Origin of the sequence: Pantoea sp. Cr_R13, from assembly GCF_029222565.1 — a bacterium.
GTDB lineage: Bacteria > Pseudomonadota > Gammaproteobacteria > Enterobacterales > Enterobacteriaceae > Pantoea > Pantoea eucalypti.
Genome location: NZ_JARHXL010000013.1, coordinates 986,350 through 1,012,327, shown reverse-complemented (window position 1 = coordinate 1,012,327; position 25,978 = coordinate 986,350). Strand labels below are relative to the sequence as shown.

Annotated in this window: 21 protein-coding genes; 12 read left to right on the top strand and 9 right to left on the bottom strand. The window is 56.2% G+C overall.

Annotated elements, in window-relative coordinates; all coding sequences use genetic code 11:
- Positions 1-4: 4 nt before the first annotated feature.
- The 5 genes from P2R09_RS12405 to P2R09_RS12385 all read right to left on the bottom strand — a co-directional run bounded on the left by P2R09_RS12405 (position 5) and on the right by P2R09_RS12385 (position 5,661).
- Positions 5-871 carry an ABC transporter ATP-binding protein gene (locus P2R09_RS12405; protein ID WP_275770088.1) on the bottom strand — a complete coding sequence of 289 codons (867 nt, stop codon included), beginning with the start codon at positions 869-871 and terminating at the stop codon, positions 5-7.
- A complete protein-coding gene (locus tag P2R09_RS12400) occupies positions 843-1,748 on the bottom strand; it encodes an ABC transporter permease (RefSeq protein WP_275770086.1) in 906 nt (301 codons plus the stop codon). Before P2R09_RS12400 ends, P2R09_RS12405 begins: the two co-directional genes overlap by 29 nt.
- Positions 1,745-2,776, bottom strand: coding sequence for an ABC transporter permease (locus P2R09_RS12395; protein ID WP_275770084.1), 1,032 nt, complete (start codon positions 2,774-2,776; stop codon positions 1,745-1,747). Before P2R09_RS12395 ends, P2R09_RS12400 begins: the two co-directional genes overlap by 4 nt.
- The gene (locus tag P2R09_RS12390; RefSeq protein WP_275770082.1) at positions 2,773-4,404 is read right to left on the bottom strand and encodes an ABC transporter substrate-binding protein; all 1,632 of its coding nucleotides are present in this window, start codon (positions 4,402-4,404) and stop codon (positions 2,773-2,775) included. Before P2R09_RS12390 ends, P2R09_RS12395 begins: the two co-directional genes overlap by 4 nt.
- Before the next feature lie 102 nt (positions 4,405-4,506).
- Entirely contained in the window at positions 4,507-5,661 is a 1,155-nt protein-coding gene (locus P2R09_RS12385; protein ID WP_275770080.1) for a mandelate racemase family protein, read from the bottom strand.
- 351 nt (positions 5,662-6,012) lie between these two features.
- On the opposite strand from P2R09_RS12385, the gene P2R09_RS12380 reads away from it, so the two are divergent.
- The 4 genes from P2R09_RS12380 (at position 6,013) to P2R09_RS12365 (ending at position 10,276) form a co-directional block, all read left to right on the top strand.
- The gene (locus tag P2R09_RS12380; RefSeq protein ID WP_008925171.1) at positions 6,013-7,128 is read left to right on the top strand and encodes an ABC transporter substrate-binding protein; all 1,116 of its coding nucleotides are present in this window, start codon (positions 6,013-6,015) and stop codon (positions 7,126-7,128) included.
- A 165-nt stretch (positions 7,129-7,293) separates the two neighbouring features.
- Positions 7,294-7,701 (top strand): DUF2231 domain-containing protein, encoded by a 408-nt coding sequence (locus tag P2R09_RS12375; protein ID WP_275770078.1) that lies wholly within the window; start codon positions 7,294-7,296, stop codon positions 7,699-7,701.
- Positions 7,702-7,713: 12 nt separating this feature from the next.
- Positions 7,714-9,015 carry a sorbosone dehydrogenase family protein gene (locus P2R09_RS12370; protein WP_275770076.1) on the top strand — a complete coding sequence of 434 codons (1,302 nt, stop codon included), beginning with the start codon at positions 7,714-7,716 and terminating at the stop codon, positions 9,013-9,015.
- A 628-nt stretch (positions 9,016-9,643) separates the two neighbouring features.
- Positions 9,644-10,276 (top strand): DapH/DapD/GlmU-related protein, encoded by a 633-nt coding sequence (locus P2R09_RS12365; RefSeq protein ID WP_275770074.1) that lies wholly within the window; start codon positions 9,644-9,646, stop codon positions 10,274-10,276.
- A gap of 36 nt (positions 10,277-10,312) precedes the next feature.
- Here the strand turns inward: P2R09_RS12365 and P2R09_RS12360 are convergent, their stop codons facing one another.
- Positions 10,313-10,699: a hypothetical protein gene (locus tag P2R09_RS12360; RefSeq protein ID WP_275770073.1), complete on the bottom strand. Its 387-nt coding sequence runs from the start codon at positions 10,697-10,699 to the stop codon at positions 10,313-10,315.
- A 415-nt stretch (positions 10,700-11,114) separates the two neighbouring features.
- On the opposite strand from P2R09_RS12360, the gene P2R09_RS12355 reads away from it, so the two are divergent.
- Complete coding sequence (locus tag P2R09_RS12355) at positions 11,115-12,545, top strand: cytosine permease (protein WP_275770071.1); 1,431 nt, start codon at positions 11,115-11,117, stop codon at positions 12,543-12,545.
- 88 nt (positions 12,546-12,633) lie between these two features.
- Here the strand turns inward: P2R09_RS12355 and P2R09_RS12350 are convergent, their stop codons facing one another.
- Positions 12,634-13,956: an MFS transporter gene (locus P2R09_RS12350; RefSeq protein WP_003853566.1), complete on the bottom strand. Its 1,323-nt coding sequence runs from the start codon at positions 13,954-13,956 to the stop codon at positions 12,634-12,636.
- A gap of 190 nt (positions 13,957-14,146) precedes the next feature.
- Positions 14,147-15,157, bottom strand: coding sequence for a GT-D fold domain-containing glycosyltransferase (locus P2R09_RS12345; protein ID WP_275770068.1), 1,011 nt, complete (start codon positions 15,155-15,157; stop codon positions 14,147-14,149).
- Between the two features lie 669 nt (positions 15,158-15,826).
- On the opposite strand from P2R09_RS12345, the gene P2R09_RS12340 reads away from it, so the two are divergent.
- The 7 genes from P2R09_RS12340 (at position 15,827) to P2R09_RS12310 (ending at position 24,803) form a co-directional block, all read left to right on the top strand.
- A complete protein-coding gene (locus tag P2R09_RS12340; RefSeq protein WP_275770066.1) occupies positions 15,827-18,184 on the top strand; it encodes a membrane-bound PQQ-dependent dehydrogenase, glucose/quinate/shikimate family in 2,358 nt (785 codons plus the stop codon).
- 300 nt (positions 18,185-18,484) lie between these two features.
- Positions 18,485-19,465: a TIM barrel protein gene (locus P2R09_RS12335; RefSeq protein WP_275770064.1), complete on the top strand. Its 981-nt coding sequence runs from the start codon at positions 18,485-18,487 to the stop codon at positions 19,463-19,465.
- A gap of 55 nt (positions 19,466-19,520) precedes the next feature.
- Complete coding sequence (locus tag P2R09_RS12330) at positions 19,521-20,561, top strand: substrate-binding domain-containing protein (RefSeq protein WP_003853575.1); 1,041 nt, start codon at positions 19,521-19,523, stop codon at positions 20,559-20,561.
- Positions 20,562-20,576: 15 nt separating this feature from the next.
- Positions 20,577-22,079 (top strand): sugar ABC transporter ATP-binding protein, encoded by a 1,503-nt coding sequence (locus P2R09_RS12325; RefSeq protein ID WP_275770062.1) that lies wholly within the window; start codon positions 20,577-20,579, stop codon positions 22,077-22,079.
- Between the two features lie 32 nt (positions 22,080-22,111).
- On the top strand, positions 22,112-23,083 hold the full coding sequence (locus P2R09_RS12320; RefSeq protein ID WP_275770060.1) for an ABC transporter permease: 972 nt from the start codon (positions 22,112-22,114) through the stop codon (positions 23,081-23,083).
- A complete protein-coding gene (locus P2R09_RS12315; RefSeq protein WP_090961029.1) occupies positions 23,083-23,940 on the top strand; it encodes a MurR/RpiR family transcriptional regulator in 858 nt (285 codons plus the stop codon). The genes P2R09_RS12320 and P2R09_RS12315 overlap by 1 nt, the downstream gene beginning before the upstream one ends.
- Before the next feature lie 2 nt (positions 23,941-23,942).
- Positions 23,943-24,803 carry a PfkB family carbohydrate kinase gene (locus P2R09_RS12310; RefSeq protein WP_275770056.1) on the top strand — a complete coding sequence of 287 codons (861 nt, stop codon included), beginning with the start codon at positions 23,943-23,945 and terminating at the stop codon, positions 24,801-24,803.
- A gap of 45 nt (positions 24,804-24,848) precedes the next feature.
- Here the strand turns inward: P2R09_RS12310 and P2R09_RS12305 are convergent, their stop codons facing one another.
- The gene (locus P2R09_RS12305; RefSeq protein ID WP_003853584.1) at positions 24,849-25,880 is read right to left on the bottom strand and encodes an NADP-dependent oxidoreductase; all 1,032 of its coding nucleotides are present in this window, start codon (positions 25,878-25,880) and stop codon (positions 24,849-24,851) included.
- Positions 25,881-25,978: the final 98 nt, after the last annotated feature.

Sequence of the window (25,978 nt, the reverse complement as noted above, 5' to 3'; positions counted from 1 at the left end):
CTCCTTAGTCAGTTAACCAGCTTGCGTGACGTTGTAACACCGGCAGGCGTGTGCGGCGGTGATCAAGGTCGGGCAGCGCCGCCAGCAGTCCCTGTGTATAGGGATGCTGTGCGCGATCGAGGTCACAGGCGGCCAGTGACTCCACGACGCGCCCGGCATACATCACCAGCACCCGATCGCAAAAACTGCGCACCAGATTGATATCGTGACTGATAAAAATCAGCCCCAGTCCGCGCGCTTTCACCAGATCATCGAGCAGTGCCAGCACCTGCAGTCGTACTGAGACATCCAGCGCAGAGGTCGGCTCATCGGCAATCACCAGTTCCGGTTCGGTGATCAACATCATGGCAATCATCACGCGCTGACCCTGACCGCCGGAAATCTCATGAGGATAGAGCTGATAAACCCGTTCTGGATCGCGGATCTGCACCTCCTCCAGCATCGCCAGCGCCCGCTGACGTGCCGCCGATTTCTGATCGCGATGATGACTGCGCCAGGCTTCAGCAATTTGCTCGCCGACCCTGATCACCGGATTCAGCGAATATTTCGGATCCTGCATAATCATCGAGATGCGTTTACCGCGAATGGCACGCATCTGTGCCGGGCTGGCGTGCAGCAGGTCGATATCGCCAAACTGCATCCGACTCGCCTCAATGCGCGCCTTCGCCGGATGCAGCTGCAGCAGGGCGCGACCCACGGTCGATTTACCGGAGCCAGACTCGCCGACAATCGCCAGCTTCTCCTGACCGAGCTGAAAGGAGACGCCGCGCACCGCCGGGGTTGCCTGGCGTCCGTTAATAAAGTTCACGTGCAAATCGCGCACGTCGAGCAACGGCGAGGCGTTACTCACTGCGGGGATCAAGCAGGTCACGTAGGCCATCTCCTAAGAAGTTAAATGCCAGGCTGTTAATCAGGATCGCCAGACCGGGCACGGTGACCACCCACCAGCACTCCAGCATGTAGGTGCGGCCGCTGGCGATCATCGCGCCCCATTCCGGATCGGGCGGCTGTGCGCCCAGCCCGAGAAATCCCAGCCCGGCGGCGGTGAGGATAATGCCCGCCATGTTCATGGTGATGCGGATAATCACCGACGGCAGGCAGAGCGGAATAATGTGTTTCCACAGCACCCGCAGCGGAGATGCGCCCTGTAAACGGACCGCTGAGATAAAGTCCGCCTGACGCAGCGACAGCGTTTCGGCGCGCGCCAGACGGGCGATAGGCGGCCACGCGGTGAGCGTAATGGCAATCACCACATGCTCCAGACCCGGGCCGAGGGCGGCAACAAACGCCAGCGCCAGTACCAGGCTCGGGAAGGAGATAAAGATATCGGTGACGCGCATCAGCACGCCGTCGACTTTGCCGCCGAAGTAACCGGCGGTGACGCCCAGCAGCAGGCCCAGTGGCCCGACAGTGACCGACACCAGCAGTACGATGTAAAGCGTGATGCGCGCGCCCCAGACCAGACGGCTGAAAATATCGCGGCCAAACTCGTCGGTGCCAAACCAGTGGGCTGCACCGGGCGGTGTCAGGGCGTTGTTCAGATCCTGAATCAGCGGATGATATGGCGCGATCCAGGGCGCAAACAGTGCGACGATGCAGAGCAGCAGCACAATGCCGCCGCCAATGGCGGTCAGGGGATTACAGGCCATGCGCCAGAGAAAATAGCCGCAGCGGGCTGCAAACCGCTGGCAGCGTGCCAGACGCTCGCGGGAGTGACTTACAGAGGCAGTGTCAAAGGAGATCGTCATACTTTGGTCCTCGGATCAAACACCTGATAGAGCAGGTCGGAGATCAGGTTAAGCAGTACAAAAATCAGGCCTACCACCAGCACACAGCCCATCACCGCATTCATATCGCCCAGCATCAGGCTGCCGGTGAGGTAAGAACCAAAGCCGGGCCAGGAGAAGACCGTTTCGATCAGCACCGCGCCCTCCAGCAGCGAGCCATAGGCCAGCGCCACGACGGTCAGTAGCTGCACCAGGATATTGCGGAAGGCGTGCTGCCAGATCACCTGCCATTCGGTCAGGCCTTTGACCCGTGCGGTAAGGATGAACTCCTGCGAGAGCTGCGCCAGCATAAAGCTGCGCGTCATGCGGCTGATGTAGGCCATAGAGTGAAAACCGAGCAGCGAGGCGGGCAGTACCAGATGATTGAGTGCGTTCCAGAATACCTGGCTGTTGCCGGCCAGCAGGGCGTCGATCAGCATGAAGCCGGTGCGATGGGGCACAATGCCATCCAGGCTGAAATCCACCCGTCCTGCGCCACCGACCCAGCCGAGATGGGCATAGAACAGCAGCAGGCCCATCATGCCGACCCAGAAGATCGGCGTGGAGTAACCGGCCAGACTGAGCATCCGCACCACATAGTCGATGACGCTGTTACGGCGCGCCGCCGCCAGCACACCCAGCGGTACGCCGAGGCCCGTACCAATCACAATTGCCAGCGTGGCCAGCTCTACTGTGGCGGGAAAAACGCGCAGGATGTCGTATACCACCGGCTGACCGGTGAGCAGCGCATGGCCGAGATCGCCATGCAGCAGCGCGTTAAGGTAGATGCCAAACTGTACCCACAGCGGTTTATCAAAGCCGAGCTGGTGGTAGACCTGCTGGTAAGTGGCCTGATCGGCGTCGGGGCCGACAATCGCCAGCACCGGATCCAGCGGCATTACCCGGCCAATAAAAAAGGTCAGCAGCAGCAGGCCGAACAGGGTAATCAGCACCTGCACCGCGCGATGGCTGATGCGGCGGCACTGATGTCGGGTCAGTGTCAGAATCATGGGGTGCCTCCCGCCATGGCTTCAGGGGTTTTCCAGACGTCGCGCAGGAAGGTGGTCGCGGAGGGATGGGGCTGATACGCCTGCACCCTGTTACTGACCACTACGGAGTCGAGCATTTGTGAAATCGGCATCAGCGCAGGCACCAGCTGATCATAGCGTTGCTGGATGGCGAAATAGTCCTGCTGCTGACGGGATTTGTCGCGTTCAACCAATGCCTGATCGATCATGCGGTTAAGCTGCGCGTCGTAGAAACCGGTGCGCCAGCCCTGAAAGTTAGTCAGCCGGGCGCTGTCCGCATTGTTCGGGTTGTAGACCAGCGAACGCAGGCTGGAGTGGGGATGCGGCTCTACACCGCTGCCGCCGCGTCCGACCAGCAGATTAAACTGACGATCGCGCATCGCGCCATAAATCTGGTTGCCGGTGCCGGTAATGATTTTTGCGCGAATCCCGCCCTGCAGCAGCGTTGACTGCACCGCGATGGCGATATTCAGGAACGGCTGATCGGCCAGCACCCGCAGCGTGGTGTCGAAGCCGTCCGGATAACCCGCCTCAGCCAGTAAAGCCCTGGCACGCGGCACATCGAGCCGGTAACCAGGGTCGGGGAGCGTGGCGGGCATCCCGGCCTGAATCGGGCGCTGATGGAGTTCGCCGTAGCCGGTCATCAGGCTCTTATTGATGCCCTGATAATCGACCAGATAGCGGACCGCCTCACGCACTTTGATATTCCCGAAGTGCGGATCTTTCATGCTCATCGCCAGGTAATAGATCGTTCCTTTTCTGACTGCGTCGATGGTGAGGTCGGGATCGTGACGCAGGGCGCGCACGTCGGGGATCGCCATGTTACTGGCAATATCCAGGTCGCCTTTCTCCATCATCAGCCGCAGGGTCTGCGACTCCTGCAGGTGGCGGAACACTACCCGCGACATTTTTGCCTCTCCGCGCCAGTAGTCTGACGCGCGACTCATCCGCAGCACATCTTTTGCCTGCCACACATCCAGCCGGAACGGGCCGGAACCCGCTTCATGCGTGGTCAGCCAGCGGTTGCCCCAGTCGCCATCGACCTCATGCTGCTGCACCGTTTTGCGGTCCAGGACCACCATGCTGCCCAGCGCCGCCAGCGAATAAATCACCAGTTGCGGATCGTTTGGCTTAGGAAGTGTGATCACCAGCGTGTGGTCGTCGGGCGCGGTGATCATCTGGTCAACGTTGTCGCGGCTGAAACCGTACGATTTCCACACTGATGCCTGCGCCAGATTCAGATGCAGCACCCGCCGCATCGACCAGACCGCATCGGCGCTGGTGAGCGGATTACCGGAATGAAACCTGACGTTGTCACGCAGGTGAAAGGTCAGAGTGCGGTTATCGGGGCTCACTGACCAGCGTTCGGCCAGCGCCGGGCGCACCTCGGTGAGCTGCTGCGGATTCAGCTCAACCAGGCCGTCATAAAGATTCACCACTATGCCGACCACCTCGTTGCCGGTCATGGCGGCCGGATCCAGGGTGAGCAGGTTATTCATGTTCATGCCGACGATTAGCTGGTCATCCGGCGTTTTTGCCTGGATAGACGCGCTGCCCGTCAGCACCAGCAGCGTTATCAGCCACGCGCCACATCGTTGTGTCAGGGTCATAAGTGAAGTCCAGCAGGTCAGAGGTTTTTTCCCGTTTACCGCGTCGTCAGAGGAGCGCGGTAACGGGGTTCTTATTGTTTGCCGTACTTTCGGAAGGGCGATTTACCAGCGATTCAGCGTATGAGTTTCAATCCAGCTGAAATTAATATCTTCACCCAGTCCGTTTCCCATGGGTAGGGTGACAAAGCCCTGATCGTCCATCGGATCAATCAGGCTGTTGAGGTAGGCAGGCGGCGTCTCATAATCCAGGAAGGGATGCAGCAGGCCGCGCTCATACCAGCGGCAGTTACGAATCGCGCCGACCACCGCCAGGCTTGCTGCACCGTTGCCGTGGACTTCGCAATCCATACCAAAGGCTTCAGCCAGACTGGCCACTTTCAGCGTGGCAGAGATGCCGCCTACGCCATTGGCACCCGCACGCAGAATGTCGCACGCGCCGGCGCGAACCCAGTCGGCACGGCTGTGATGTTTGCCGCCCAGACTTTCCGGGCCGAGCACGTCAATAGAGAGGTTGTCCGCCAGCCAGGCGTAAGAGGCCATGCTCTCTTCTTCCATTGGCTCCTCAAACCAGGCGAAATTAAGTTTTTCCAGTGCCTTGCCGATGGTCAGTGCGTCACTTCGGCTATACCAGTGGTAGCCATCCAGCATCAGTGCGATATCAGGGCCGACCGCTTCGCGCACTGCCGCGCAGGCTTTGATATCCATCGCCGGGCTGGGCGCAAAGGAGACCGGCGGCATCCAGGTGTGCAGCTTAATCGCCTGATACCCGCGCGCCACCAGCTTTTCAGCAAACTGTGCATACTCATCGGGCGTCGATAAACCACCTTTCAGCTCATCGCCACACATGGTGCTGCCGTAAGCCGGGATCTTCTCGCGATAGCCGCCCAGCAGCTTGTGGACCGGCTGTTTCAGTTTGCGCCCAATCAGATCCCACAGTGCCTGCTCCACAGCGGAGAGCGCCCGTTCGGTGAGCTGGTGGGCACTGCCGCGCTGCCAGTGCACCAGGTCCTGCCACAGACGCTCGCGGTCAAAGGCGTTCTGACCGATCAGCACCTTGCGGAAGAAGGCATTAACCACGTGAGAACGCACCACTTCCGGCGGCGCAAAGGCGTAACCGCAGTCGCCATCCTCGCTGGTCAGGGTCAGTAACGCCATCTGGGCATCATTCTCCGGACCCGGATGAGAGTGTCCTGCGCTGTCGGCGCAACGCTGGGTGGGATAGGTAAAAAGGGTGACATCAATGGCGCTGATCTTCACGGTTAAGCTCCTGTGGCAGGCTGTCCTGATGAATTATTAAAACACTGTTTCATTTTAAATTTAGCGATCACAATTCATTAACGCATTAGCCAAAACGATACGATTGACGGCTAATATGTGTGCAACTGCCCAAGCCGTTGTGAGCATATTCACGAAAGATGCGCGTTTTGTGAGCCGCGACACGCTGCGCTTTTTTGTGCCCGGAGGGAGCATTGTTTACCGTCTTCTCAGCCTGTTAACGCCGCGCTGCAAAAACATTTATTTGGATGACTTCCCCTGACCCCGGTTTTAGGTAATAGTAACGCCGCTTTACATTAATAATTCTCATTATCATTTGTGCGGGTTTTTACAATGAAAAAATGGTTTTTAGCGCTGGGGCTGTTGACGTTAGCCGGGACGGCTTCGGCCAAAATGATTACCGATGTTGCAGGCCGTCAGGTCGAGGTGCCGCAGGAGGCAAAACGCATCATTCTGGGCGAAGGGCGTCAGATCTATCTGCTGGCGGCGTTTGATACGGGTGCGCCGTTTAAGCGGGTGATTGGCTGGCGTGATGACCTGCATAAAGCGGACTGGGACGGTTATCAGGCTTATGAAAAACGCTATCCGGAAATTAAAAAATTACCGACCTTTGGTGGCGCAAAAGATGGCACCTTCAACGTGGAACAGGCGTTAACCCTGAAGCCCGATCTGGTGCTGATGAATCTGGAGTCCAAAGCTGCCACCGATGAAGGCAAGCTGATTGAAAAACTGCAGGCGGTGGGTGTGCCTGTTGTGTTTATCGATTTCCGCGAAGCCCCGATGGTGAACGCGGAGAAAAGTATCCGCATCATGGGCGAACTGGTGAATAAACCAGAGCGGGCGCAGGAAATTATTACCTTCCGCCAGCAGCAGATTGACCTTGTCACCTCGCGTCTGAAAAACTTTACCGGCTACCGGCCTAAAGTGATGATTGACCGCGCAGGCGGCTACAGCGATGAGTGCTGCATGTCGTTTGGTAATGAGAACTTTGGTCAGATGGTAGAGATAGCAGGCGGTCGCAATATCGCTAAAGATCTGATTCCTGGTACCTTCGGCACCGTTAACCCGGAGCAGATCATCGCCAGCCAGCCGGATGCGGTGGTGGTGACCGGCGCGAACTGGAAGAACTACAATACCGTGGGCAAATGGGTCGGCGTGGGTCCGGGTGCCAACGTCACTGAAGCCACGGCGCGCCTTAAAGCGCTGATGATGCGCGATGCCTTCAAAACTCTGCCGGTGGCGCACAACGGCAACGTTCACGCCATCTGGCATCAGTTCTATGATAGCCCGTATCAGTTTGTGGCGATTCAGGCGCTGGCGAAATGGCTGCATCCCGATCTGTTTGCTGATTTGGATCCGGACGCCACGTTCCGCACCTTCCACGAGAAGTTTCTGCCGCTGCCTTACCAGCCAGGATACTGGGTCACGTTACCCGCTGATAAGTCCTGACAGACCGGCGATGACAGGGACGTCATCCGCCTGATTTGCAATTCCCTTCGAATAAACCCTCTGTTTCTCTTCAGATTTACTAATCTTTTACAGGCGCGGTGTCGGTTGCTCTGAGCAGCGCGACGTCTGACCCGATCCGCATTCACGTTAAAAATGGAGAGAAACATGCGCAATACCCTGGGAAGATCGGCGTTTGCCGTGACGCTTTACGCCTTGCTGGAGCCTGTGCCGCTGGGCTTTTTTGTCGCCGCCTGGCTGTTCGACATTCTCTACATGCAGACCTTTGTACAGTTCTGGACGGATGCCGCCAGCTGGCTGATTGCGCTGGGACTGATGCTGGCGATTGTGCCGCGACTCATCGCGCTGGTTTATCTGTTTCGTGGCAGTGACAGTGCCGAAAAGGGCCATTTCTGGCTCTGGCTGGTGGCGATTGCGATCGCTATCGTCAATGCGTTTATTCACAGCCGTGATGCCGCCGCTGTGATCCCGCTGGGTGTGACGCTTTCGACGCTGGTGGTAGCACTGCTGCTGCTGGCGAATGTGCAACTTGCGTTACGTCAGCGTAGCGCTTAAGGAGGAGCCACCATGAACATACCGCATAAAACGCTGCTCGCGCTGACCCTGACCGCCTTGCTGGCAGGCTGTGATGAGGGTGCGCTGGTCGATCCGCAAAAGCAGACGGGCCCGAACCCTGAACTGCCGCAGGCGAAGAATTTCTTTATGCCGCCGATGCAGGTGCCGGAAGGCACGCCCTGGAAAGCGGGCAAAATGCCAAAAGTGGCTGACGGGTTGAAGATTGAAAAAATCGCTGAGAATCTGCAGCATCCGCGTCAGGTCTATGTGCTGCCAAATAACGATGTGCTGGTGGCGGAATCGAACGGACCACCGAAGCCGACGACACGGCCTAAACAGCTGATCATGGGCATTGTGCAAAAAGCGTCAGGCAAAGGAGGAGAAGGCGGCAACCGCATTACGCTGTTGCGCAATGTTAACGGTAAATGGGAGCAGCATCGCTTTATTGAAAATCTGCATTCGCCGTTTGGTATGCAGCTGATTGGTAACACGCTCTATGTCGCGAACGCTGACAGCCTGGTGAAATTTCCCTATCAGGAAGGGGATACGGAGATTCGTACCGCACCGGAAGAGGTGACAGAACTGCCAGGCGGACCGATTAACCACCACTGGACCAAGGCGCTGTTAGCCAGCCCCGATGGCAGCAAGCTCTATGTCGGTGTCGGTTCCAACAGTAACGTCACCGAGAACGGCATTGGCGCCGAGTATCGTCGTGCGGCGGTGCTGGAGGTGGATGCAGCCAGTGGTGCCAGCCGTATTTTCGCCAGCGGACTGCGCAATCCAACCGGCTTACAGTGGGAGCCGCAGAGCGGCAAGCTGTGGGCTGTGGTCAATGAGCGTGATGAAATCGGCTCCGATCTGGTGCCTGACTACATGACCTCGGTGCAGGATAAAGGCTTTTACGGCTGGCCCTACAGCTACTATGGCCAGCATGTGGATACCCGTGCCGAACCGCAGCGCCCCGATCTGGTAGAGAAAGCGATTAAGCCCGATTATGCCCTGAGTTCACATGTCGCGCCGCTGGGTCTGCTGTTCTATGGCGCCGATAACATGCCGCAATACCGTGGCGGCGCGTTTATCAGTGAACATGGCAGCTGGAACCGGACACCGCTGAATGGTTATAAAGTGGTGTGGGTGAAATTCGAGAATGGCAAGCCAGTAGGGCAGCCGCAGACGGTGGTCTCGGGCTTCCTGACGGATGACGAAAAGCAGGTGCGCGGTTTGCCGGTGGGTCTGGCTAGCGACAAACAGGGCGGTGTCCTGATTGCTGACGATGCGGGTAATACCGTCTGGCGCATCAGCGCCGCGAAGTAAGTTCTGTGCTGCTTTTTTAAGCAGGAGGCAGGTATAAAAAAAGGATTTGGCATCTCGCCAAATCCTTTTTTTTTTGTTCACTACCCGGCTGGTAACCGCGCTGTGAACGAAGTGCTCAGCACTCTCCACAAACAAGATTGTAAAATGTGCGGCTAAGGATTTCAAGTTTCGCCAAAATGCTGTATGTTTATACAGGTGTTGAGTGTTGAGCATCGCCTCATTGTCGACTGGCCGCTCCCAGGGGCACGGTTTTAAAATCCCGGCAGGCATCAGGTGGTGCTGGCCTGTGGCTTTAACCATGAGTGCCGCTCAGCCCTCTCCACAAAGATGTGCTTAGGCACCCGGCGGGTAGAGTCAAAGCCCTGGTTTGCCGAACAGCGCGCTCCTGTAAAAGGAGAAGGAAAGTGATGGAACTGACTAAGCTGATTCTGGATCTTATCCGGGTCATCTTGCAGATCATCGTTGCCCTTATGCAACTGACCGGTCACGCAGGTTAACCGGAACTTGAAACAAGGCGGAGCTAACCACTCCGCCTTTTTTCTTTGTCAATTCTCTGTCATCAGGAGCGGATAAGGTGGTGCGGCGAAAGCAGGCCGCCGGGGCGCTGCTTATCCAGACCGGGAGTAATATGTCCATTGCCGCCGTTGTACCTGCCCGTTTAGCGCACACCTGGATTGATGACACTGTGAAGATGCGGGAAACCATCGTGGGTCAGCAGTGTGAGATCCTGGCGCACAGTTCACTGGAATATAGCGAACTGGGTGACTTCTCCTATGTCGGCGAGCACTGCTGCCTGGCCGACACCCAGGTAGGGCGATTCTGCGCCATTGCCAATCAGGTGCGTATCGGTGCGCCAAATCATCCTATGGACCGCGCCTCTCAGCATCGCTTTACCTACTGCCCGGAGTATTATCATCACGATGCCCGACGCGATCAGGGCTTCTTTGCCGCTCGTCGCGCCGACCGTGTGGTGATCGGAAATGATGTCTGGATCGGTCACGGTGTCATTGTGCTGCCTGGCGTTACGATTGGAGATGGTGCGGTGCTGGCTGCGGGCGCCGTCGTGACAAAAAACGTTGCGCCTTACAGCGTGGTGGGCGGTGTGCCGGCCCGGCCACTGCGGGTGCGGTTTACCCCAGCGATTGCTGCCCGCCTGCAGCGCATTGCCTGGTGGAACTGGCCGCTGGAGAAACTGCTGGCAAATTTATCTGACTTTCAGCACGGCGACATCGACGCGTTCTGCCAGCGGCACGATAGTTAATTTGCTCATTATCCCGCTGACTGAGGGCGCGTCTGCCTATTTAAAAAAGAGCCAGCCCGCCACGCTAAGCAGCCCCACAGTTAAAATGGCAAACACTTCCCCGCGAGCAAATGCATTCGCACGCTGCTGATCTTCGTTTCGAATGTCATGAAAACGCGCCAGCGCACGATTTTCATCAGGGGCGGTCACTTCTTCGAATTGTTTCTCGTAGCCGCGCTGAGACAGTTCAGCCGCGCCTGCGCTGTCGTTTCGCTCCAGCACGGTAATCTGGCGTCCCTTTTTAAAAAAACAATATTCCGGCATGTGCTCCTCCTGGAATAGGGTGGCTGTGAGAAATAACCTATATGAACCGGCAGGGCGTTGTATAGCGAAGTCTTGAGACTCTAAGAACTGGCGTCGCTTAACGTAAAGCATATCTGTCACGGATGATAACTTCCAGGCTGCTGAATGGTCTGCTGTGGCGGCCTGTCCCTCTGTCCCTCTGTCCCTCGCACCACGCCTGAGAGTCTCCCTGCGCCAACAGTAAAACGATGCTCTGCAAATCAGGGTAAATGTCATTAGTGACACGCACCGTACCAGCAGAGAAAGGCAGAGGCGCTGACAGTTGCCCCGCCAGAGCAGACAGCATGCCACCCCCGGTGAGCGGCAATCGCGCACCGGTGAACTCCCCAGCGTACCGGACCTGTCGATACCATCACATTTTCCAATGACAGGTTGCCTTGTAACTTTCAGATGTGCATGACATTCTCGCTAATTGTATAGACATGTAAGTTCAATCATAAATAGCGCAAATCACGCTTTCCGTTAACGCGTCTCTCACCGTTTCAGCGAGGAATCTATGTCGGTCAAATCATCCGTATCAGATTATTCAGGCGCAGAGAAACCGCGCCTGTCAGAAACCCGTTCCATTGATTACATCCCGTTGCGTGAACGTCATGGTCATTCTTTTAGTCAGTTCACGCTCTGGTTTGGTGGCAACCTGCAAATTACCGCGATTGTTACGGGTGCGCTGGCCGTGGTACTGGGCGGCGACGTCATATGGTCACTTATCGGCTTACTGGTAGGACAGATTCTGGGCGCAGCGATCATGTCGTTGCATGCGATCCAGGGTCCGCGTCTTGGGTTGCCGCAGATGATCACCAGCCGTATGCAGTTTGGCGTCTTTGGTGCCGTCATTCCGCTGGTGCTGGTCTGTATGATGTATGTGGGGTTTTCAGCCAGCGGGACGGTCCTGGCGGGGCAGGCGCTGGCTAAACTTGTCGGTGTCAGCAATGCAACCGGGATGATCCTGTTCAGCACCCTCATCGTGATCATTGCGGTGCTGGGCTATCGCGTGATTCATCAGCTGGGGAAGGTGGCGAGCGTCATTGGCGTTTTAGCCTTTGCTTATCTGTTTATCACGCTGTTCACTACGCATGACTTATCCGCCGTGTGGCAGAATCAGCACTTTACCCCGGCAAATTTTCTGCTGGCGGTCTCTCTTTCTTCCTCCTGGCAGATTGCCTTCTGTCCTTATGTCTCGGACTATTCGCGCTACCTGCCAGCAGAGGTCTCTGCGAAGAAACTCTTCAGCGCGGTATTTTTGGGCACCGTACTGGGCACCCAGGCGTCAATGACGCTGGGCGTGATCGTCGCGGCCATTGCCGGAAGTGCGTTTGCAGGCAATGAGGTCGGTTACATCGTGAGTATGGGCAGCACAACAACCATGGCTATGGTGATTTATTTCGCCATCTGCTTTGGGAAAATCACCTTTACCACGCTGAATGCGTACGGCAGTTTTATGTCACTGACCACTATTGTCTCTGGCTTCCGTCAGCAGCCCACACTGAGTCGCGGCGGGCGCATACTGTTTGTGGTGCTGATGGTGGCGCTGGCCTGCGTTATTGCTCTCCTCAGTGAACCTGCCTTCCTGAAATCCTTCACGCACTTCCTGCTCTTTTTGCTGGCTTTCTTTGTACCCTGGAGCGCGATCAGCCTGACCGATTTTTATCTGATCACCAAAGGCAGCGTTGATGTCCCGGCGCTGTCTCAGCCGGACGGACGCTATGGACGCTGGAACCTGGCCGGTATTACCGTCTATTTCCTGGGGGTGCTGGTGCAACTGCCGTTTATCGATAATCCGCTGCACCACGGATCGCTGACCTGGATTTTTGCCGGTAATGATGTCTCGTGGATCGTCGGCTGGTTTGCGACGGCACTTTTGTGGCTTGTCGCCAGCCGCTGGGATCGCCGTGGCACACCTGAACAGTCAGTTTATCCTGCGGGGTGACAGATTAAGCCGCCGGGCGGCTGGCATTCAGGGAGAGTCAGCGCGGGTGAGTGATCACCCGCGTGTCAGGGAATCTGCGCGTTTTAAATCAGGCCGCTGAAACATCCGCCGTGCCGGTCTGCGCCTCAGCCACCAGCGGCTTCTCAGGCTGTAGCAGCGTCATCGCCAACATGCTGCCGAAGGCGATGACTGCGGTGACGGTGAACATGGCGTTATAGCCGTAATATTCCGCCAGCCAGCCACAAAGCATCGGCGAGATAATCGCCGCCAGATTGGCTATCGCCAGCGTCATACCGCTGTAGGTACCCACCGACGCTTTCGGGGTGACATCAATCACCACCGACCAGTAGACATTATTCACCAGTGCATTCAGCGCATTGCCCAGGGTCATCAGTGCAATAATCCCGGCTGCCGACTGAACATAGGGAATGGCCATAAAGCAGCAGGCGGTGCCGCACAGCGTGACTGCGGCAAAGAGATTGCGCGCCAGACGCAAATTACGAAAGCGGGCCAGCAGGGCATCAGCAATGCGACCGCCCAGCAGCACTGTAATACAGGCACCGCTCCACGGAATCATCGCCACGTACCAGAGCGAGTGCAGGTCATAATGAAAATTATCCTGCAGATACTTCGGCATCCAGGTCACCAGGGTAAAGGTGATGTAAAGGAAGGAGAAGTAGCCGAGTGCGTTGCAGACCAGCGTGCGGCTGGTGAAGAAGCGCCACCAGGGCAGTGGAACGCCATCGCCGGCGCTGCGGCGCTGACCGCTCAGGATCAGCGTGCGTTCTGCTGCGCTGGTATGGGGACTTTTATCCGGGCTGTCGCTGAACGTGCGGGCAAACAGCAGCATTGCCAGCAGAGAGAACACCCCAAGCAGGATAAACATCATGCGCCAGTCATGGGTCAGAAGCAGCAGGCCTACCGCAATCGGCGCGGTCAGCAGTGCGCCAACCTGCGTCGAGAGCAGGCCGATGCCCAGCGCAAAGCCGCGCTCGTTATCGGGTGCCCAGTGGGCAATCGCCTTGTTCATCAGCGCATAGGCCGGGCCTTCGGAAAAACCAAACAGGATGCGCAGGGCAGCAAAGCCCATAATGGCTGAGCCGCCAAACAGCGCCATGCCCAACTCTCCAGCCCAGGCGGTCGCGATTTCCAGCAGCGACCAGAGCACACCTGCCAGCAGCCAGACCTTTTTCGTGCCGATACGATCGGCAAGGAAGCCGCCACATAGCGAACCAAACAGATACCCAAAGCCAAAATATCCCAGCACTGCGCCAAGCTGGACTTTGCTGAAGTGGTACTCGGTCGCAATGGCGTTGGCTGCAAATGACAGGGCGCCACGATCGATGTAATTGATCAGGGCGATCAGGAACAGCAGTGAAAATATGGTGTAACGGTAACGACGGGTATTCATCTTACTTCTCCTGATTAAGTATTTCAGGAGGACTCAAGCAAGATTGATGCCGGAAAGAAAATTTGCCTGCCAGACACTGGCAGGTAGCGTGCCCGGGCAGTTTACTCTGCCCGAAACGGTATTCGCTGATCTGGCTAATTATTTGCCTGCGCATCAATGCGGTGCAGTTGCTGCCTGACAATGGTGAGTCTTACGCGGCGTTATGATGGCTCGGGCTGACGTGGGGCAGTGGGATAACCACGGCTTCTGCTTCGGGTTCTGTGTCCGGCATTTTGTTCAGGGATTCGCCGACGTGTTGCAAAATCTGCCGCTGGTAAGTTGCATCGGCCACGGTAGTCTGTTCACTCAGCAGCACGCCCGCCTCATTGACGTTTTTGCCTTCTACTTTTATTTTTTTGGTGGCACTGGCCAGCATCCACTCATATTCAATGTCAACGTGACCGCTATCGATACAGCGGATACCGCGCTGACTTAAATCATACGCCAGTACCGTTGCCGTCGGCCCTAAAGAAATCAAGACCAGATCAAAGTTGACGGCATTCTCTAATACGGTATCAAAAAGACGGTCATAAACGGAAAAGGCATTACGGTTCAGCGTGGTAATACGTTTAACGTCGCTTGCGCCATCAAGTAAATCATTGCCTAAACCGAGACGTGTGCCACTGCCCTCAACAATTAATACCCGACGGCCCTGATAAAGCTGTTTGAATTTATCAAATATCGTCCGGGACAGTTGTTTAACTTTATAATCGTGATAAGGGCGGGTGACAGACGTATTTCCATACCGGACCTGTTGATTCAGCAGAGTCTCATAATGTTTAAAGTAAAATGATTTATGGAAGAACCAAAACAGGGCCGATCCATTTTTCATATTACGGGTAGTGCGAAAGGCATCCGGCAGACAAATCAGGCAGTTCGGATTAGCCGCAGCGTCCTGTTGCAGCAAGGCTTTGAGCCGCCCTGACAGTTTTGGATCAAAGGGCTGAAAACCGATATTTTTATACCAGGTCATTTCAAGTTCACCGTCGCCGTAACGGGCCAGAGATAATTGTGGATTACGTAATAACAGATCAATTGTTTCTTCTATCGACATTACGGAATAACGCTTTACTCGTGCCTGAGCAGCAGGGTAGCGAATAGCTGCATTTAAAAACTTAAACGGAAAACGAAACTTGCGATAAATAGCGTTGAGTGCGGACATAGTCAACCTGCCTGGGTTATTGCTGCCAGAGAAAATCCTGCCTGCTGGCTGGATAAAGAGAAGTGAGAAGAATGAAATATATCACAATTAGATTTCGCGTCATGCTACGGAATGTCTGAATTACTCTTCAGTCCCGGAACGACTTCTTTTATTAATCTATATATTTTTGAGGTTAAAGTGACAGAAATCATGACAGCGTAAAGTCAACTGCCAGATTTAATAATGTGAAAATCATTGACACCGCATGAGTGCTGATACTCTTTCTGTTTAAAAAAGGAACACAGTAACATTCCCGCTTTAAGCAATAAGAGTTATTGCAGGGCGGTGCAAACAAACCATTATGATTATTTGACGTTAAAAATTGTCCATCAATTACACTTAAGCCAGCTTTATAGAAGCGATGCTTGTCTGATATTTGTTCGCCTTTGAACAAAAGGTGCGATAGTTAGCGGCCTATGGTTAACATTTTGTGATGTATATCTCGTTATTCTCTCTTCAGAAAGTAAAAAAAGCGGTCTGAATACCTCTGAAGGTAACATTTACAATAAATATTGCTAATGATTTACGCCTGTACACGTTTTTACATATTTCACACGTAAGTTAAAATCTCGTTGAATTTATGTTTCCAGCTTAACTTACCTATCGTCGCTAATGACCCGAGGAAGGATCATGATCAATAAATTAACCAGTATAATCATGGTGATATTTGCTATCGCCCTGATTTACATGGGAGGACAACTCCTGCTGGCAGGAGGCAGCGCGTTTTATGCGCTGATGGGTGCAGGCGTTTTGCTCAGCGCTATTCTGCTATTAATGAACAAGCGCAGTGCGCTGACCCTCTATGCGCTGCTGATGTGGGTCACACTCATCTGGACTATCTGGGAAGTGGGCTTTGACAAATGGCAGTGGATCCCGCGCGGTGACCTCTTTGGTGTGCTGGGCGTCTGGCTGGCTCTGCCGTGGGTGGTTCGTCCGCTTTATCAGGGACAGCGTCGCTTCCATCCGTTCCTCGGCGGCTCAGTGGTGCTGATGGTACTGCTGGTGGCTGGCCTCTGCTTCTACGATCCGTTGCCGCAGCAGGGCACTATCAATACGCCGCGTAACGCCTCTGCGACCGGCGGTGCCGCTGACGAGTGGAGCGCCTATGGCGGAACCGCGGATGGCCAGCGCTTCTCGGCGCTGAAGCAGATCACCAAAGATAACGTCAACGATCTGGAAGTGGCCTGGACCTATCACACCGGCGATCTGCGTCAGGGTGATGATGCGACCGAATACACCTTTGAAGCGACGCCGCTGAAAGCCAACGGCATGCTTTACTTCTGTACGCCGCACAACGAAGTCCATGCGCTTGACCCGGAAACGGGTGCGGTGAAGTGGAAAACCGCGCCGGATAAAAACCGCTCTTATCTGCAGCAGCATCAGACCTGTCGCGGCGTGAGCTATTTCGATGCCGGTCAGCAGGTGCAACAGCAGACGGGCGCAGCTCCGGCCATCTGCCGCAAGCGTATCTTTAACGCGACCACCGATGCCCGCCTGCTGGCGCTGGATGCCGACACCGGCAAGCCGTGCGCTGACTTTGGTGACAACGGTGTGGTGAACCTGCGCGCCAACATGGGCGAGGTGCGTCCGCATGCGCTGATGCAGACCTCAGCACCGCTGGTGGCAGGCAATCTGGTGATTGTCGGCGGCTCAGTGATGGATAACGGCTTCAACAGCGGCAACCCATCGGGTGTGATCCGTGCCTATGACGCCGTCAGTGGTCGTCTGGTGTGGAACTTCGATCCGGCTAACCCGGATAACACCGCGCCCGTCGCTGCAGGAGCCACCTATCCGCAGGATACCCCGATCGCCTGGGCTACCCTTAGCGCGGACCTGAAAAACGGCCTGGTCTATGTGCCGTTTGGTAATGCCTCGCCGGATGAAGTAGGGATTGAACGCGATCCAGCCAGCAACACCGAGAAATTCCGTGATGCGCTGGTGGCGCTTGATCTGAAAACCGGTGCGTTCAAATGGCGCTATCAGAGTTCGAACCACGACCTGTGGGATCGTGATAACCCATCACAGCCCTCGCTGGTAGATATTAACTATCAGGGCAAGCCGCAGCCTGCGGTGATCCTGCCGACCAAAACCGGCAACCTGTTTGTGCTGAATCGCCTGACTGGCGAACCGGTTTACCCGGTAGAGCAGGTTAAGGTCTCTACCGATGGCATTAAGGGCGAGCAGTATGCGGCGACCCAGCCGGTCTCCAGCCTGAACTTCATCCCGCAACCACTGACTGAGAAGTCGATGTGGGGCATCACGCCGTTTGATCAGATGGCCTGCCGCACCACCTTCCGTGAGTTGCGCTATGACGGTAACCCGTGGACGCCGCCAACCGAGAAAGGCTCGCTGATCTTCCCGGGCAATATCGGGGTGTTTAACTGGGGTTCCGTGGCTGTTGACCCACAGCGTCAGATGCTGATTGCGGCACCGGTACGCCTGGCTTACAAATACAACCTGATTAAGCGCACGCCGGAAACCGAAACGCAGCGTACCTTCACCAAAGATGGCACGCCGTACTGGAATGAGAACTTCCACGGTGACTACGCGATTCACATCCAGCAGATGGCGTCGGGACTGGGTATTCCCTGCATCGCGCCACCGTGGGGACGGATGGTGGGTGTGGATCTGACCACCGGCAAAACCGAATGGCTGCGCCGCGTCGGCACCACCAAAAACCTCAAGACCAGCTTCCTGCCTGGCCGCTTCCCGATCGGTTTCCCGATGGGGATGGTGGCGCACGGCGGACCGCTGCTGACGGCGGGTGATCTGGTGTTCCACGGCGCAACGGCAGATAACTTCTTCCGTGCTTACGACAGCACCACTGGCGAACTGCTGTGGCAGACTGAACTCAGCGCCGGTGCGCAGGCCACGCCATCTACCTTTATGGGTAAAGATGGCAAGCAGTACGTAGTGATTGCTGCAGGCGGCCACGGTTCGCTCGGCACCACGCAGGGCGACAGTGTTGTCGCTTTCCGTCTGAAGTAAGTCATCTCGTCCCGCTGAGCGCCGCCTGGCGCTCAGCTTTTTTCATTTATTTCTCTGCCAGATTCCACGCCCGGCTTCTCACGACAACCCGTTGTCTTTCAATTAAATTCTCCCTCCACTGCCTGTTATTCTTCTGATAACACACCGAAACTATTTCGTGACAGTGCTCCCGGTTTAGAGATTTCCCCATCCTGACAGACTTGCGCATTAAGCCGCGAGGCGTAGATTAATATATAACTTCACAATTAATCGTGAATATGAAAAGTACTTCACAATACGCACTCTGAAGGATTGAGCCTCATGTCGGAACTGAAATTTGCTACCCGTCTCAACTCGTTCGCCTCGGGCGCACACCTCTACTGGCCTGACCTGCAGGGCAAGCCGTCGGTTCTCCAGATGGTTGCCCGTGCGGGAAAGGTAAATGGCTTAACACATCTCGATCTTAACTTTCCGCAGCATCTCACCACTGACATCGCCACTCTGCGCCAGGCGATTGATGATGCAGGTCTGGCGGTAAACGGCATGCAGATGCGCTGGGATGCACCTCAGTTCAAAATCGGTGCATTTACCCATCCGGATGCGAAAGTGCGTCGTGAAGCGATCGAGCTGACCAAGCGCGGTATCGATGCGGGGCGGGAATTTGGTTCCCGACTGATGACCCTGTGGATGGGGCAGGATGGATTTGATTACTGCTTCCAGGCCGACTACAAAAAGATCTGGGAGGATGCGGTCAGCGCTGTACGTGAAGTGGCAGAGTACGCGCCGGATGTCGACGTCAGCATCGAATATAAACCGAATGAGCCTCGCGCCTACAGCATCTTCCCCAACGCGACCACCTGTCTGCTGGCAGTGGAAGAGGCCGGCTGCGCCAATCTGGGTATCACGCTGGATTTCGCGCACGTCCTGTTTGCCAATGAGATCCCGGCTTACGCTGCTGCGATGGTGGCACGCCGCTCACGGCTGCTGGGACTGGACCTGAATGACGGCTGGGGCAAACGTGACGACGGACTAATGGTTGCCTCCGTGAATCCGCGCGCCACGCTGGAGTTTCTCTGGCAAATGCAGCGTGACGGCTACAGTGGCGCTTACTACTTCGATACTTTCCCGGATGCCAGCGGTCTGGACCCGATTCGTGAAGCAGAGAGCAACATCGCTACCGTTAAGCGCCTGCTCAGACTCTGTGACCAGCTGCACGGTAACGCGGCATTACTGGCGGCCATTGCGCGTCAGGATGCGGTGGCTTCCCAGCAGATAGTCAACGACATCATGCTGGCTCGCTGACAGTCAATTAATCCTAAGAACATCACACCTCTACCCACATGCTGAGACTATAAAAATGAAAAAACGCCTGCTTGCCTTTATCGCTTCTTCACTGCTCTGCAGCACAGTTTATGCGGCAGATCTGGCACCGCTGCAATCCGACACTGAACCGGATCGCACCGACTGGACCCAGCTTGATACTAAATATGGCGCGCTGCCGAAAGTCGACAAGTCGCTGAAAATTGGCGGGGTATCAAAAACCCTCACGAATGAGTACTGGCGCCTGCTCGGCCAGGGCTACCAGGACGCGGCGAAAAAGTATGGCATTACCGTCGAGTACCAGGCGGCAGCCAATGAGGACGATCAGCTTGGTCAGCTGTCGATTGCAGAGACCCTGATCTCCCAGGGCTTTAACGGCCTGCTGGTTTCGCCGCAGACCGACATCAACCTGCAGCCTGCGCTGGAGAGTGCGAACAGCAAGAATATCCCGGTGGTGAACGTCAACGATGCGGTGATGCCGAATGCGCGTTACTACGTCGGCAACGTGCAGAAAGATAACGGTGTGCGGGTCGCGAAGTGGTTTATTCAGCATCATCCGCAGGGCGGGAAAGTCGCGGTGATTGAAGGGCAGCCGGGCGTGTATGCCGCCGGACAGCGTACCCGTGGCTTCAAAGAGACACTGGACGCAAATGGCAAGTTCACCATTGTTGCCAGCGTGCCGGCGAACTGGAGTCGCGAGCAGGCCTTTAATGCGGCGTCAACCATCCTTCAGCAGCATCCTGACCTGATCGGCTTCTATGCGAACAACGACACCATGGCGCTGGGCGTGGTGGAAGCGGTGAGGGCGCAGAACAAAGCGTCACAGGTGGCGATTTTTGGCACTGACGGCATTTCGGATGCGTACGCCTCAATCAAGCGCGGCGAGCTGACCGGCACGGTGGACAGCTTCCCGGTGCTGACCGGTGAAGTGGCGATGGACGTCATGATCCGTCTGATCAATGGACAGAAACTGTCGCGCGTTATCTCCACGCCACAGGCGTTGATCACTAAAGAGAACGTCGACGCGTTCTCGACCAAAGACAACAACCGGTTGCGTGAGCTGCTGGCTCAGCAATAGTCGGCGGAGGCGGGTATGGAACAGTTTCGCTTAATGATGCGCGGCATCAACAAAAGTTACGGTAACGCCGCCGCACTGCTGGAGGTCGATTTTTCAGTGCGACCCGGCGAGGTGCATGCGCTGATTGGGGAAAACGGCGCGGGTAAATCGACACTGCTGAATATCCTCTCAGGCGTGCGCGGCGCTGACAGCGGAGAGATCAGCGTTAATGGCAACAGAGTGCAGATTCGCAGCCCGCTCAGTGCACGTCAGGCCGGTATCGCCATGATTCACCAGGAGTTGCAGCATGTTCCTGAGCTTTCCGTGGCGCAGAACATGTTCCTGGGTCGCCCGCTGACCCGTGCCGGTGGCTGGTGGGTGGATAAAAAAGCGCAGCTGGCGCGGGCGACGCTGATTCTGAAGACGCTGGATCCCACTATCGATCCCGATACGCCGATCAGAAATCTCAAGGTGTCGCAGCAGCAGATTGTTGAGATCGCCCGTGCGCTGCTGGATGACGCAAAAATCATCGCCATGGATGAGCCGACTTCCAGTCTGACGCCCCGCGAGTTCGACCGGCTGGCGGAGCTGATAGGCGATCTGAAGTCGACCGGCGTCTCGCTGATCTATGTGTCGCACAAGATGAATGAGATTTTCCGGGTCTGCGACCGCGCCACCATTATGCGTGACGGAAAGCAGGTGGGTGTGGTCAACATCAGTGATGAGGATGAAGAGAGCATTGTCGCCAAAATGGTCGGACGGAAGATCGACAAACTCGACCATCAGGCGTTTGTCAGCGAACGCGAGGTGCTGCGGATAGAGGATCTGACGCGGGGCAATGACGTGGTAGCCGCCAGTTTCAGCGTGCGAGCTGGTGAAGTGCTGGGCATTGCCGGGCTGGTGGGTGCGGGGCGGACCGAACTGCTCAAGCTGATTGCCGGCATCGACAGGCGTACCGGTGGCACGGTGAGCGTCAACGGCACCGCAGTGCAGAACCACAACGTGCGTGCGGCGATCAAAGCAGGTATTGGCCTGGTGCCGGAGGATCGCAAGAAAGAGGGCATCATTAAAGAGCGGGCGGTGAAGATGAACATGGCGCTGCCGTCGATGCACCGCTTCACGCTGGCGGGGCTGATGAACCATGCCCGGCTCGACCGTGAGGCGCTGAGGGTGATGGGCGACCTCAAACTGCGTCCGCTCGACATTGAGAAAACCATCGGCACGCTGAGCGGCGGCAATCAGCAAAAAGTGATCATCGGCCGCTGGGTGGCGGCCGATGCCAACGTGTTTCTGTTTGATGAGCCGACGCGTGGCATCGACATTGGCGCTAAGTCTGAGATCTATCACCTGATTGAAAAACTGGCGCAGGCGGGCAAAGCCATTGTCGTGGTGTCGTCAGAGATGACCGAGATTATGCGCATCTCTGACCGGGTGCTGGTGATGCGCGAGGGGCGTATCACCAAAGAGCTCACTGGCAGCGCGATCACCGAAGAGAACATTGCCCGCTATGCCATTAAAGATATCGACCAGACCGCCTGACCGCTTACCTGACACTATTTAAGGTTAATATTATGACGACTCAGACCTCCACCGCGCCAGGTACCCGACCCGCGCTGCGGCTTAAATTTAACGTGCGTGATGCCGGTACTTTAATTGGCCTGTTGATTATCGTGGTGACATTTTCGTTTCTGTCGCCGGTCTTTTTCACGCTGCCAAATCTGCTGAACATATTGCAGCAGTCTTCGATCAACGCCCTGATTGCACTGGGCATGACGCTGGTGATTATCTCCGGCGGGATTGACCTTTCGGTTGGCCCCACCGCGGCGCTCTCAGCGGTGCTGGGTGCTACGCTGATGACCCTGGGTGTGCCGGTGCCGCTGGCGATTCTCGCGACGCTGGGCGTCGGCGCGGTGTGTGGGCTGTTCAGCGGTTCGCTGATTGCCTATGCCGGGCTGCAGCCGTTTATCGTTACGCTGGGCGGCCTGTCGCTGTTCCGGGCTATCGCGCTGATTTATACCGGCGGCAATCCGGTCTTTGGCATTCCGCTGGCGTTTCGCAGCCTGATCAATAGCACGCTGCTGGGTATTCCGACGCCAATTGTGATTGTGGCGGTGATTGCGCTGCTGCTCTGGACGGTGATGAATAAGACTCCGCTGGGGGAATATATTCTGGCGATCGGCGGTAATGAAGAGGCGGCGCGGGTCGCTGGTGTGCCGGTGAAGCGCACCAAGGTGACGGTTTACATCTTCTCCGGTCTTCTGGCGTCACTCGCTTCGCTGATTCTGATTGGTCGTCTGGGCGCTGCCGAGCCGACTATCGGCAACCTGTGGGAGCTGGACGCTATCGCAGCGGCGGCCATTGGCGGTGCATCACTGATGGGCGGTAAGGGCAGTATTTTCGGCACGCTGATTGGCGTAGTGATCCTCGGGGTGTTACGTAATGGCCTGACCTTACTGAACATTCAGGCCTTTTACCAATTGCTCGCTACCGGCCTTATTATTATCATAGCGATGTTGATTGACCGGGCGACCCGAGGCAAGTAATGAAGCAAGATCCGCGAGCCATTGGCGCTCAGATTCGTATGCGTTTGCCCCAACTGACGCCGTTAGAACGCCGTGTGGCGGAGGCGATAATTGCCCGAACCGACATTACTGAGCAGTCGTCTTTAAAGGAGATTGCGCAGGAGAATAATGTCTCTGAAGCGATGATCGTTAAGATTACGAAAAAACTTAACTTCACCGGCTTCAGGCATTTCAGAAGTGGTCTGATCTATTACAACCAGTCTGAAGTGGCGGGACTGCATGCGGAAATTGAGCCGGATGATTCGTCGGAGCAGTTGCTGGCTAAAGTGTTCAGAACCTCTATCCAGGCCATCGAAGAAACATTATCGATTCTGGATGTCTCTGAATTCAATCGTGCGGCGGATATCATCTTTAAAGCGCGTCATATCGATCTCTATGCCGTCGGCGGCTCTGCCGCCGTGGCGCGGGACCTGTCGCACAAGATGCTGAAGATTGGCATCAAGTCGACCGCCTATGACGACGCCCACATCATGCTGATGTCAGCCGCCGTGTTATCTGATGACGATGTGGTTATCGCCATCAGCCATTCGGGTGCGACACGTGCAGTGAACGATCCGGTTAAACTGGCGGGAAAGAATGGCGCGAAAGTGATCGCCATTACTAACTACGCCGAATCCCCGATCGCGCAGAGTGCGCATGTGGTCCTCAATTCAACCTCTCAGGGATCGCATCTGTTGGGTGAAAACGCCGCGTCACGCATCGCCCAGCTCAATATTCTGGATGCGCTGTTTGTCGCTATCGCCAAGAAAGATCTAAAGCGGGCGGAGAAGAACCTGATGAAAACCCAGCATGCGGTTCAGGATCTGCGGGAATTCTAGCTATGAGCAAAATTGCAGTCACCGGCAGTCTTCATTACGACATTATGCTGGACGCACACCATCGCCCGGAGAAAGGCGAAACGGTGATGGGCAGCGCCTGTCACTATAAGTTCGGCGGCAAGGGCGGGAATCAGGCGGTCGCGGCGGCCCGTGCGGGTGCAGCAGTGCGTTTTGCCGGTTCGGTGGGGCGTGATCAGCAGGGGAAATTCCTGCTGGATCATCTGCAGCAGGCCGGTGTCGATTGCACGCAGGTGAGTGTGATCGATGCGCTTCCCTCCGGCATGAGCGTGGCGATTAACGATGCTGAAGGTGATTACGGCGCGGTAGTGGTTTCTAATGCCAATCAGCAGATCCCGCTGGCGACCTTTGCACAGTCGGGCTTCTGGCAGGATGTTTCGCTGCTGGTGCTGCAAAACGAAGTCCCGGAGGCGGTAAATCTCTGCGCGGCACAGGCGGCACGGCAGCGGGGGATTACGGTCTGTGTGAATGCAGCACCTGCCCGGACATTGTCGGCGGCGTTTGAGGGCTGTATCGATCTGCTGGTGGTGAACGCCATCGAAGCGCGCGATATGTGCGGGATTAACGTGCAGGATCTGACTTCAGCGCGTGCTGCGGCGGCATCGCTGGCGGGACGCTTTGCCCGCGTGGTGGTGACAGCAGGTGAACACGGAGTGGCTTACAGCGAGGCGGGAGAGACGCACACGCTGGCGGCGCAAAAGGTGACGCTGGTCAGTACACACGGTGCCGGGGATTGCTTTGTCGGGGTGTTGTGTCAGCGCCTGAGTCTTGGCGCAACGCTGGGAGAGGCGGTCAGTGACGCTAATCGTGCCGCTGCCGAACACGTTTCCCGGCTGCCGCATTGATTAATAGATAGCGTGCCACGTCAGTGACGTGGCACGCTAACGCGATTACTCGCTGACTTTCACTACGGTTTTACCGAAGTTTTTGCCATTCAGCATGTCGATAAACGCCTGTGGTGCATTCTCTAATCCCTCAATCATATGCTCGCGATAGTGGATTTTTTTGCTCTCCACCAGCGGGCTCATTGCTTTGAGGAACTCAGGATAACGGTCACCGTAATCCTGGAAGATGATAAAGCCCTGCATACGAATACGACGCTTAAGGATTCCAGCCATGATCAGCGAGGTTCTGTCCGGACCGTCCGGCAGCTCACGCTGGCTGTACGCGGAGACCAGACCACAGACCGGCACGCGTGCCGCGGTGTTCAGCAGCGGGAATACGGCATCAAACACTTTGCCACCGACGTTTTCGAAGTAAATATCGATGCCATCCGGGCAGGCGTTTTTCAGTTGCTCTTCAAAGTCTGCGCTGTGGTGATCGAGGCAGGCATCAAAACCCAGCGTATCGACCGCGTAACGGCATTTTTCTTCGCCACCCGCGACACCGACTACGCGGCACCCTTTCTGTTTGCCCAACTGACCGACCGTTGCGCCCACTGGACCGGTTGCGGCGGCAACCACCAGGGTTTCGCCCGCTTTCGGCTGACCGATATCCATCAGACCCATATAGGCGGTAAAGCCAGGCATACCGAGAATGCCCAGCGCCCATGAAGGATGTGGCATATCGTTGTCCAGCTTCGCAATCTCTTTGCCATCGGAAACGGCATATTCCTGCCAGCCGCTCTGCGCCAGCACCCAGTCACCGGTTTTAAAGTTGCTGTTTTTCGATTCTGCAACCTGACAGACGGTGCCGCCCACCATTGGCTCATCCAGCTCTGCGGGCGCAGCGTAGGATTTACCCTCATCCATCCGGCCACGCATGTAGGGGTCAAGCGAGAGGTAGATGGTTTTCAGCAGCACTTCACCCTCTTTGATTTCCGGAACGGGCTGAGCCACATGGCGGAAATTCTCTTTGGTCGGCTCACCGTGAGGGCGTGATGCCAGTAACCAGGCGTGGTTCTGGGTAGCGTGTTCAGTCATATTGTCTTCCTTTTATAGCCAGGCAATGCACAGGACATTGCCGTATGAATACCGGGAAAGTGTAGATGACCGCAGCGGGAATGCGTTTAGCGCTGTGA

Bases quoted from the DNA above. Each gene is read 5' to 3' on its own strand.
- P2R09_RS12400 (WP_275770086.1), bottom strand. From the start codon at position 1,748: ATGACGATCTCCTTTGACACTGCCTCTGTAAGTCACTCCCGCGAGCGT.
- P2R09_RS12395 (WP_275770084.1), bottom strand. From the start codon at position 2,776: ATGATTCTGACACTGACCCGACATCAGTGCCGCCGCATCAGCCATCGC.
- P2R09_RS12390 (WP_275770082.1), bottom strand. From the start codon at position 4,404: ATGACCCTGACACAACGATGTGGCGCGTGGCTGATAACGCTGCTGGTG.
- P2R09_RS12380 (WP_008925171.1), top strand. From the start codon at position 6,013: ATGAAAAAATGGTTTTTAGCGCTGGGGCTGTTGACGTTAGCCGGGACG.
- P2R09_RS12375 (WP_275770078.1), top strand. From the start codon at position 7,294: ATGCGCAATACCCTGGGAAGATCGGCGTTTGCCGTGACGCTTTACGCC.
- P2R09_RS12370 (WP_275770076.1), top strand. From the start codon at position 7,714: ATGAACATACCGCATAAAACGCTGCTCGCGCTGACCCTGACCGCCTTG.
- P2R09_RS12365 (WP_275770074.1), top strand. From the start codon at position 9,644: ATGTCCATTGCCGCCGTTGTACCTGCCCGTTTAGCGCACACCTGGATT.
- P2R09_RS12355 (WP_275770071.1), top strand. From the start codon at position 11,115: ATGTCGGTCAAATCATCCGTATCAGATTATTCAGGCGCAGAGAAACCG.
- P2R09_RS12350 (WP_003853566.1), bottom strand. From the start codon at position 13,956: ATGAATACCCGTCGTTACCGTTACACCATATTTTCACTGCTGTTCCTG.
- P2R09_RS12345 (WP_275770068.1), bottom strand. From the start codon at position 15,157: ATGTCCGCACTCAACGCTATTTATCGCAAGTTTCGTTTTCCGTTTAAG.
- P2R09_RS12340 (WP_275770066.1), top strand. From the start codon at position 15,827: ATGATCAATAAATTAACCAGTATAATCATGGTGATATTTGCTATCGCC.
- P2R09_RS12335 (WP_275770064.1), top strand. From the start codon at position 18,485: ATGTCGGAACTGAAATTTGCTACCCGTCTCAACTCGTTCGCCTCGGGC.
- P2R09_RS12330 (WP_003853575.1), top strand. From the start codon at position 19,521: ATGAAAAAACGCCTGCTTGCCTTTATCGCTTCTTCACTGCTCTGCAGC.
- P2R09_RS12325 (WP_275770062.1), top strand. From the start codon at position 20,577: ATGGAACAGTTTCGCTTAATGATGCGCGGCATCAACAAAAGTTACGGT.
- P2R09_RS12320 (WP_275770060.1), top strand. From the start codon at position 22,112: ATGACGACTCAGACCTCCACCGCGCCAGGTACCCGACCCGCGCTGCGG.
- P2R09_RS12315 (WP_090961029.1), top strand. From the start codon at position 23,083: ATGAAGCAAGATCCGCGAGCCATTGGCGCTCAGATTCGTATGCGTTTG.
- P2R09_RS12310 (WP_275770056.1), top strand. From the start codon at position 23,943: ATGAGCAAAATTGCAGTCACCGGCAGTCTTCATTACGACATTATGCTG.
- P2R09_RS12305 (WP_003853584.1), bottom strand. From the start codon at position 25,880: ATGACTGAACACGCTACCCAGAACCACGCCTGGTTACTGGCATCACGC.